General features: G+C 70.3%; 7 protein-coding genes and 1 pseudogene. 6 read left to right on the top strand and 2 right to left on the bottom strand.

The features are described from left to right. From RT91_RS17865 to RT91_RS17850, 4 genes and pseudogenes are all read left to right on the top strand, one after another. Positions 1-243 (top strand): annotated as a pseudogene (locus RT91_RS17865) (CoA ester lyase); the annotation flags it as partial. An 88-nt stretch (positions 244-331) separates the two neighbouring features. After that, the gene (locus RT91_RS17860; protein ID WP_007423815.1) at positions 332-1336 is read left to right on the top strand and encodes a TRAP transporter substrate-binding protein; all 1005 of its coding nucleotides are present in this window, start codon (positions 332-334) and stop codon (positions 1334-1336) included. 13 nt (positions 1337-1349) lie between these two features. Next, complete coding sequence (locus RT91_RS17855) at positions 1350-3188, top strand: TRAP transporter large permease subunit (RefSeq protein ID WP_035188921.1); 1839 nt, start codon at positions 1350-1352, stop codon at positions 3186-3188. Between the two features lie 27 nt (positions 3189-3215). Continuing rightward, the gene (locus tag RT91_RS17850) at positions 3216-3965 is read left to right on the top strand and encodes an SDR family NAD(P)-dependent oxidoreductase (RefSeq protein ID WP_013640150.1); all 750 of its coding nucleotides are present in this window, start codon (positions 3216-3218) and stop codon (positions 3963-3965) included. 41 nt (positions 3966-4006) lie between these two features. Here RT91_RS17850 and hemW read toward each other — a convergent pair whose 3' ends face one another. Continuing rightward, positions 4007-5155 (bottom strand): radical SAM family heme chaperone HemW, encoded by a 1149-nt coding sequence (gene hemW / locus RT91_RS17845; RefSeq protein WP_035188918.1) that lies wholly within the window; start codon positions 5153-5155, stop codon positions 4007-4009. 201 nt (positions 5156-5356) lie between these two features. Here hemW and rpsB point away from each other — a divergent pair, with 201 nt between their 5' ends. Then, a complete protein-coding gene (rpsB, locus tag RT91_RS17840; protein WP_035188916.1) occupies positions 5357-6127 on the top strand; it encodes a 30S ribosomal protein S2 in 771 nt (256 codons plus the stop codon). Positions 6128-6199: 72 nt separating this feature from the next. Next, positions 6200-7105, top strand: coding sequence for a translation elongation factor Ts (tsf, locus tag RT91_RS17835; protein ID WP_007422559.1), 906 nt, complete (start codon positions 6200-6202; stop codon positions 7103-7105). Here the strand turns inward: tsf and RT91_RS17830 are convergent. Beyond that, entirely contained in the window at positions 7032-7661 is a 630-nt protein-coding gene (locus tag RT91_RS17830) for a hypothetical protein (RefSeq protein WP_152982868.1), read from the bottom strand. The two genes, tsf and RT91_RS17830, sit on opposite strands and share 74 nt — an antisense overlap. Positions 7662-7750: the final 89 nt, after the last annotated feature.

Raw genomic sequence — 7750 nt, 5'->3', positions numbered from 1 at the left:
ATCGAGGACGACGCCCGCCACGCCGCCAGCCTCGGCTTCGGCGGCAAGCTCTGCATCCACCCGCGCCAGATCGCGCCGGCCCGGCAGGGCTTCCGCCCGTCGGCGGCGGAACTCGCCTGGGCGCAGCGGATTCTCGCCGCCGGGCCCGATGGCGCCGAGGCGGTCGACGGCGCCATGGTCGACGCCCCGGTCCGCGCCCGCGCCCGCCAGATCGCCCGCCGCGCCGGCATCCCGACGCCGTGACGGCCGCCGCCGCCACGGCGTTCATTTCCGTTGCAAACGATCGCGTTTAATTTACAACCGGCGCAGCAAAACGGGAGGAAACCTGACCATGACCATCACGCGACGCCAGCTCGGGCTTTCGGCGGCCGCCCTGCCCCTGTTCACCATCGGCGGCCGCGCCGAGGCGGCGGTGCTGCGCTACCGGCTGGCCACCAACCTGCCGGCGACCCATCCGCTCAACGTCCGCCTCTCCGAGGCGATCCGCAACATCGAGCACCGCAGCGGCGGCCAGCTGCGCATCATGCTGTTCCCGAACAGCGCGCTCGGCTCGGATACCGAAACGCTCAGCCAGCTGCGCAGCGGTGCCGTGCAGTTCTTCACCCTCTCCGGCCTGATCCTGTCGACCCTGGTGCCCGACGCGGCGATTTCCGGCGTCGGCTTCGCCTTCAAGGACTACCATCAGGTCTGGTCGGCGATGGACGGCAAGCTCGGCGCCCATATCCGCGGCCGCATCGCCGCGCATGGCCTCACCGCCTTCGACCGGATCTTTGACAACGGCTTCCGCCAGACCACCACCGGCACCCACCCGATCATGCAGCCGGCCGATTTCAAGGGGCTCAAGATCCGCGTGCCGGTCGCCGCGCTCTGGACCTCGCTGTTCAAGGATTTCGGCGCGGTGCCGACCTCGATCAATTTCAACGAGGTCTACTCCGCCCTGCAGACCCATCTCGTCGACGCGCAGGAAAACCCGCTCGCGGTGATCGAGACGGCGAAGCTCTACGAGGTGCAGAAATACTGCTCGATGACCAACCACATGTGGGACGGGTTCTGGTTCCTCGCCAACCCGAAGGCGTTCGAGAAGCTGCCGCCGAAGCTGCGCGCCATCGTCGAGGACGAGATCAACGGCGCCGCGGTGAAGGAGCGCGCCGATGTCGCGAAGCTCAACGATTCCCTGCGCGGCAAGCTCTCAGGCCAGGGCCTGAAGTTCAACGACACGAATGCCGCCCCCTTCCGCGCCGCCCTGCAGAAGGCCGGCTTCTATGCCGAGTGGAAGAAGCGCTTCGGCGACGAGGCGTGGAGCACGCTGGAAGCCGCGGTCGGCAAGCTCGCCTGACGACCGCCTTGCGATGACGCCGCCCCGCCCCGGCGCGCTCGCCCGTGCCGACCGCGCGCTCGCCCGCGCGGTCGAGGCGGCGGCGGCCCTGCTGCTCGCCGCCGAGGTGCTGCTGCTCGGCGCGAGTATCCTGGCGCGCGCCTGCGGCATCGCGATGGTCTGGTCGGAGGAGCTGGAAGAACTCCTGTTCCTCTGGCTTGCCATGTTCGGCACGGTCATCGCGCTGCGCCGCGGCGGCCACATGCGCATGACGGCGCTCGTCGCCCGTCTCGGCCCCTCGACCCGCGCCTTCGCCGAGGCCTTCGCGCTGGCGGCGATGGCCGGCTTCGCGCTGCTGCTCCTGCCGGACGCGATCGGCTTCGCCGCCCAGCAGGGCGCGATCCACACGCCGGCGCTGGGCCTGCCCGGCAGCCTGCGCACCGCCGCCCTGCCGGCCGGCTTCGGGCTGATCGTGCTGACCGCGCTGGTCCAGCTCCCGGCGCACCGCCTGCGCGACCTGCTGCTCGCCGCGATCGGCCTCGCCGCCGCCGGCCTCGCGCTGTCCGTCCTCGCCCCCTGGTTCGACGATATCGGCAACTGGTCGCTCGTCGTCTTCTTCGTGCTGCTGCTCGGCGCGGGCGTTGCCGCCGGCGTGCCGATCGGCTTCGCCTTCGGCCTCGCCACCTTCGCCTATCTCGCCGATGCCGGCGGCATTCCGCTCTCGATCATGGTCGGCAAGATGCAGGAGGGCATGAGTTCGCTGATCCTGCTCGCGGTGCCGCTCTTCGTCTTCCTCGGCACGCTGATCGAGATGACCGGCATGGCCCGCGCGATGGTCGACAGCCTGGCCGCCCTGTTCGGCCATTTCCGCGGCGGGCTCAGCTATGTCCTGCTCGGCGCGATGTATATCGTCTCCGGCATTTCCGGCGCCAAGGCGGCGGACATGGCGGCGGTCGCCCCGGTGCTGTTCCCCGAGATGAAGCGCCGCGGCGTGCCGGAGGGCGAGCTGGTCTCGCTGCTCGCCGCCTCCGGCGCGATGAGCGAGACGATCCCGCCCAGCCTGGTGCTGATCATCATCGGCTCGGTCACCAGCGTCTCGATCGCCGCCCTCTTCGCCGGCGGCATGCTGCCGGCGCTCGTGCTGGCGATCGTGCTCGGCATCATCGCCCGGCGGAACGCGGGGCGCGATGGCCACGGTGCCGCGCCGCGCGCGCCCGTCCGCGTCATGGCGCGGAATTTCGTCATCGCCCTGCCGGCGCTGGTCGTCCCCTTCCTGATCCGCTTCGCCGTCGCCGACGGCATCGCCACCGCGACCGAGGTGTCCACCATCGGCATCTTCTATTCGGCCCTGGTCGGCCTGCTCGTCTACCGCCAGTTCGACTGGCGCCGCCTCTGGCCGATGCTGGTGGACAGCGCATCGCTCTCGGGCGCGATCCTGTTCATCATCGGCACCGCGAGCTGCATGTCCTGGGCGCTCACCCAGTCCGGCTTCGCGATGTCGCTGGGGGCGGCGATGCAAGCGGTGCCCGGCGGGCGCGACGGCTTCCTGCTCGCGTCCATCCTGGTCTTCATCGTGCTCGGCAGCGTTCTCGAGGGCATCCCCGCGATGGTGCTGTTCGGCCCGCTGCTGTTCCCGGTGGCGAGCCAGGCCGGCATCAACGAGGTGCACTACGCGATCGTGGTGATCCTCGCGATGGGGATCGGCCTGTTCGCCCCGCCCTTCGGCGTCGGCTACTACGCCGCCTGCGCGATCGGGCGGATCGACCCTGCCGCCGGCATGCGCCGCATCGTGCCCTATCTTGCCGCGCTGCTGATCGGCCTGCTGATCGTCGCCTTCGTCCCGGCGATCACCACGGCCCTGCTCCCCCACTGACAGACTCGCCCCGACCGGAGACAAGCCATGAGATTCGACAACAAGATCGCCATCGTCACCGGCGGGCTGTCCGGCATCGGCGCCGCCATCGCCGCCCGCCTCGCCGCCGAGGGCGCGAAGGTGATCGCCGCGGACATCGCGACCGACGCGGCAACGCTCGACGCCGCGCCCCCCATCGCCCCGCTGCGGGTGGACGTCGCCGATCCGGCGAGCGCCGCCGAACTCGTCGAGACCACCCGCGCCACCCATGGCCGGGTCGATATCCTCGTCCAGGCGGCCGGCATCGGCCATGACGTGCCGCTGCTGGAAACCACCCCCGAACTGTTCGACCGCATCATCGCGATCAACCTGCGCGGCACGTTCCTGGTCGCGCAGGCGGCGGCGCGGGCGATGGTCGCGCAGGGCGGCGGCGCGATCGTCAACATCGCCAGCGTGTCGGGCATGCGCGGGAATGTCGGCCGCACCGCCTACGGCGCCTCGAAGGGCGGCGTGGTGATCATGAGCCAGGTCATGGCGGTGGAACTCGCCACCGCCGGCGTGCGGGTGAACGTGATCGCCCCCGGCCCGGTGGACACGCCGCTGGTCGCGCGCATGCACGACGCCGAGATCCGCCGGATCTGGACCGACGCCGTGCCGATGCGCCGCTACGCGACGCCGGAGGAAATCGCCGGCGCCGCCGCCTTCCTCTGCTCGGAGGATGCCGGCTATGTCACCGGCCACGTGCTCGCGGTCGATGGCGGCTTCCTCGGCACCGGCGTGCAGCGCCGGCCGCAGTAAGTCTTGGAGCACTTTCCGATCCATCCGGATCGGATGGTGCTCTAGCCGAGCAGCGCCGCCAGCAGCGAGTCGAGCCGCTTGCGGCCTTCATAGGTCGCGCTCACCCGCGCCGGCGCGACGTCGAGATAGCCCGCCTCGATCGCCTGCGCCGTCACATCGGGGTCGAGCATGTCCAAGAGATCGCGCCCGGTCCGCGTCGCGTAGGCGTCCCGGTCGATTCCCTCGGCCAGCCGCAACCCCATCAGCAGCGCCTCGCGGGCGCGCTCGTCCGCGCCGATCACGATTTCCTCGGTGCTACCATGCCCCGCCGCCTCGACCCGGGCGGCCCATTCCTCCGGCGCGCGGTGCCGCCGCGTCGCGAGCAGGGTGCCGCCCAGGCTGATCCGCCCATGCGCGCCGGCGCCGATGCCGGCATAGTCGCGGTAGCGCCAGTAGGCGAGGTTGTGGCGCGACTCCTCGCCCGGCTTCGCGTAGTTCGAAATCTCGTAGGGGCCGAGGCCGAAGCGCGCCGCCTCCTCGGCGGTGGCGTCGTAAAGTGCCGCGGCATCGTCATCCTCGGGGAGCGCGAAATCGCCGCGGGCATGGGCGGTGGCGAATCGCGTGCCGGGCTCGATGGTGAGCTGGTAGAGCGAGAGATGATCGAGCCCGACGGCGAGGGCGGCGCCGAGTTCGGCGCGCCAGGCGGCGAGCGTCTGGCCCGGCCGGGCATAGATCAGGTCGAAGGACAGGCGCGGGAAGATGGCCCGGCCGAGTTCCACTGCGGCCATCGCCTCGGCCGCGCCATGCTCGCGGCCGAGAAAGCGCAGCGCGTCGTCGTTCAGGCTCTGCACGCCGATCGAGACGCGGTTGACCCCGGCCTCGCGATAGGCGCGGAACCGCCCGGCCTCGATGCTGGTGGGGTTGGCCTCGAGCGTAATCTCCAGATCCGGCGCCGGCGTGAACAGGCGGCAGGCCCGCGCGATCAGTGCCGAGACGCTTTCGGGCGCCATCAGGCTCGGCGTGCCGCCGCCGAAGAAGATCGAGGTCAGCCGGCGCGGACCGAGGCGGGCGGCCTCGAAGTCGAGTTCGGCGAGGAGTGCGGCGACGATCCGCCGCTCCGGGATCCGCTCGCGGACATGGGAGTTGAAGTCGCAATAGGGGCATTTGGCCTTGCAGAACGGCCAGTGGATATAAAGGGCGAGCGGCGTCATGCCCGGCGTCTAGCACGTCTTGCGCCGAAGGCCGATCTGGGCCATATCGCCCCGACCGGCACGCCTTCGGGCGAAGTTGCCGACAATTCGCACACGAAGCGCCTTATCCAGCGCGCTGGTTCCGGTGCCGCAAGGCTCGGCTTCGTGGAGGTTCAACCGGATGGCCGCCTGCCCGGCGGCCCCAGACAAGGATACCAGATCATGGCGATGCCAGACGTCTCCCTGCGCCAGCTGCTCGAAGCCGGCGTGCATTTCGGCCACAACACCCGCCGCTGGAACCCGCGCATGGCGCCGTTCCTGTTCGGCGTGCGCAACCAGGTCCACATCATCGACCTGCAGCAGACCGTGCCGATGCTCGAGCGCGCGCTGCGCGAGATCCGCAACGTCACCGCCGGCGGCGGGCGCGTGCTGTTCGTCGGCACCAAGCGGGCGGCGGCCGAGCACGTGGCCGACGCGGCGAAGCGCTGCGGCCAGTATTACGTCAATCACCGCTGGCTCGGCGGCATGCTAACCAACTGGAAGACCATCACCAACTCGATCCGCAAGCTGCGGCAGATGGAAGAGACGCTGGCCGGTGATGGCCAGGGCCTGACCAAGAAGGAAATGCTGAACCTCATGCGCGAGCGCGACAAGCTCGACCGCGCGCTGGGCGGCATCAAGGAAATGGGCGGCCTGCCGGACATCCTGTTCATCATCGACACGAACAAGGAGAAGCTCGCGGTCGAGGAAGCCAACAAGCTCGGCATTCCGGTCGTCGCGGTGCTCGACTCGAACTCGAACCCCGAGGGTGTCACCTATCCGATCCCCGGCAATGACGACGCGATCCGCGCGATCACGCTGTATTGCGACCTGGTCGCGAACGCGGTGCTCGACGGGATCAGCGCCGAGATGGCGGCTTCCGGCGCGGATATCGGCGCGCTGGAAGAACTGCCGGCCGAGGCGGTGGACGAGGACGCCGAAGCGCACGCCTGAGCCGCACGCGGGACGAATTCCGGACCCGCCCCTGGCGGGTCCGGCCGTATTCATTTTCTGAGGAGAACTCCCATGGCCGATATCACCGGCGCGATGGTCAAGGATCTGCGTGAGAAGACCGGCGCGGGCATGATGGATTGCAAGAAGGCGCTGGTCGAGACCGACGGCGACATGGAAGCCGCGGTCGACTGGCTGCGCAAAAAGGGTCTTGCCGCGGCGGCGAAGAAGTCGGGGCGGACCGCGGCGGAAGGACTGGTCGGTGTCGCCCATGAGGGCAACAGGGCGTCGATGGTCGAGGTGAATGCCGAGACCGACTTCGTGGCGCGGAACGAGGCGTTCCAGAATTTCGTCGAGACGGTGGCGAAGCTGGCGCTGACCGTGGGCGAGGATGTCGAGGCGCTGAAGGCGGCGGCCTTTCCGGGCAAGTCGCACAGCGTTGCGGACGAGCTGGTGAGCCTGGTGGCCACCGTCGGCGAGAACATGTCGATCCGGCGGGCCGCGGTGGTCGAGGTGAAGGACGGCGTTGCCGCGTCATACGTGCATGGCGCGCTGAAGCCGGGGCTCGGCAAGATCGGCGTGCTGGTGGCGCTGGAAGGCAAGGCCGACGAGGCGCTGAGCACGCTGGGGCGGCAGATCGGCATGCATGTCGCGGCGACGCGGCCGGATGCGCTGAGCATCGCCGATGTCGATCCGTCGGCGCTGGAGCGCGAGAAGGCGGTGCTGGCCGAGCAGGCGCGCGCCTCCGGCAAGCCGGAAGCGATCATCGAGAAGATGGTCGAGGGCCGGGTGAAGAAGTTCTACGAGGACGTGGTGCTGCTGGAGCAGACCTGGGTGCACGACGGCGAAAGCAAGGTGCAGAAGATCGTCCAGAGCGCCGGGGCGACCCTGACCCGTTTCGTGCGGTTCACCCTCGGCGAGGGGATCGAGAAGGAAGCCACCGACTTCGCGGCGGAGGTCGCGGCGGCGGCGGGCGGCTGATATCTTGATCCGCTCCGCCGCGCGGTGACGCGGGGCGGGCGAAAAAGCCTGGAGACGGCGGCGCGAGGTTCGCGCCGCCGTTTTCGTTTTTGGGCGGTGCTGGTTCGGCCGCCGGCGGTCGGGGCCTCGGGCGGCGCGGGCGGCGGAGCGCCGGCGGCAACGGAATGCCGAGCGTGTGGCAGAGCGGGCGCAGGGCGCGGCCTGTGGCCGGGCGGGATTCGATGGCCGCCCGCATGTCGGGTTCGGCGAGGAGCGCGCGGAGCTGGGCGCGGGCGGCGGCCGCGCTGGGGATGAGGTTGAGCAGCCAGGCGTAGCGGCGCGGCAGGGTTTTGCGCGCGCGGGGGCGGGGCGTGGACGGCGCGAGGCGGCGCGGGCGCGGGCGGGATGCGAGATGGGCGGCGAAGCGGGCCGCGAAAAACCGCAGGCGGGCGCAGACGAGGATGATGAACGGCCCGGCGAGGCCGCGGGCGAGGCCCTCGGCCGCGACGACGCAATACAACCCGTCAAGGATGCGGGCGAGACGCTCGGCCGGGGTTGCGGGGCTGCACGCGGTCATGGACCAGTATGGACCATGAAGGCCGGGGGGTGGGCAAGCGTTTTTGCTCCGCTCCGCCTTGCTCCCCCCTGCCCTGCCCTGCCCTGCCC

Source organism: Acidiphilium sp. JA12-A1, from assembly GCF_000724705.2.
GTDB lineage: Bacteria > Pseudomonadota > Alphaproteobacteria > Acetobacterales > Acetobacteraceae > Acidiphilium > Acidiphilium multivorum.
Note: the sequence above shows the minus strand (reverse complement) of the source record. Positions and strands in the feature narration are given on the sequence as shown.

Coding starts and splice junctions, on each gene's coding strand:
- rpsB (WP_035188916.1), top strand. CDS start 5,357: ATGGCGATGCCAGACGTCTCCCTGCGCCAGCTGCTCGAAGCCGGCGTG.
- tsf (WP_007422559.1), top strand. CDS start 6,200: ATGGCCGATATCACCGGCGCGATGGTCAAGGATCTGCGTGAGAAGACC.
- hemW (WP_035188918.1), bottom strand. CDS start 5,155: ATGACGCCGCTCGCCCTTTATATCCACTGGCCGTTCTGCAAGGCCAAA.
- RT91_RS17850 (WP_013640150.1), top strand. CDS start 3,216: ATGAGATTCGACAACAAGATCGCCATCGTCACCGGCGGGCTGTCCGGC.
- RT91_RS17855 (WP_035188921.1), top strand. CDS start 1,350: ATGACGCCGCCCCGCCCCGGCGCGCTCGCCCGTGCCGACCGCGCGCTC.
- RT91_RS17860 (WP_007423815.1), top strand. CDS start 332: ATGACCATCACGCGACGCCAGCTCGGGCTTTCGGCGGCCGCCCTGCCC.
- RT91_RS17830 (WP_152982868.1), bottom strand. CDS start 7,661: ATGACCGCGTGCAGCCCCGCAACCCCGGCCGAGCGTCTCGCCCGCATC.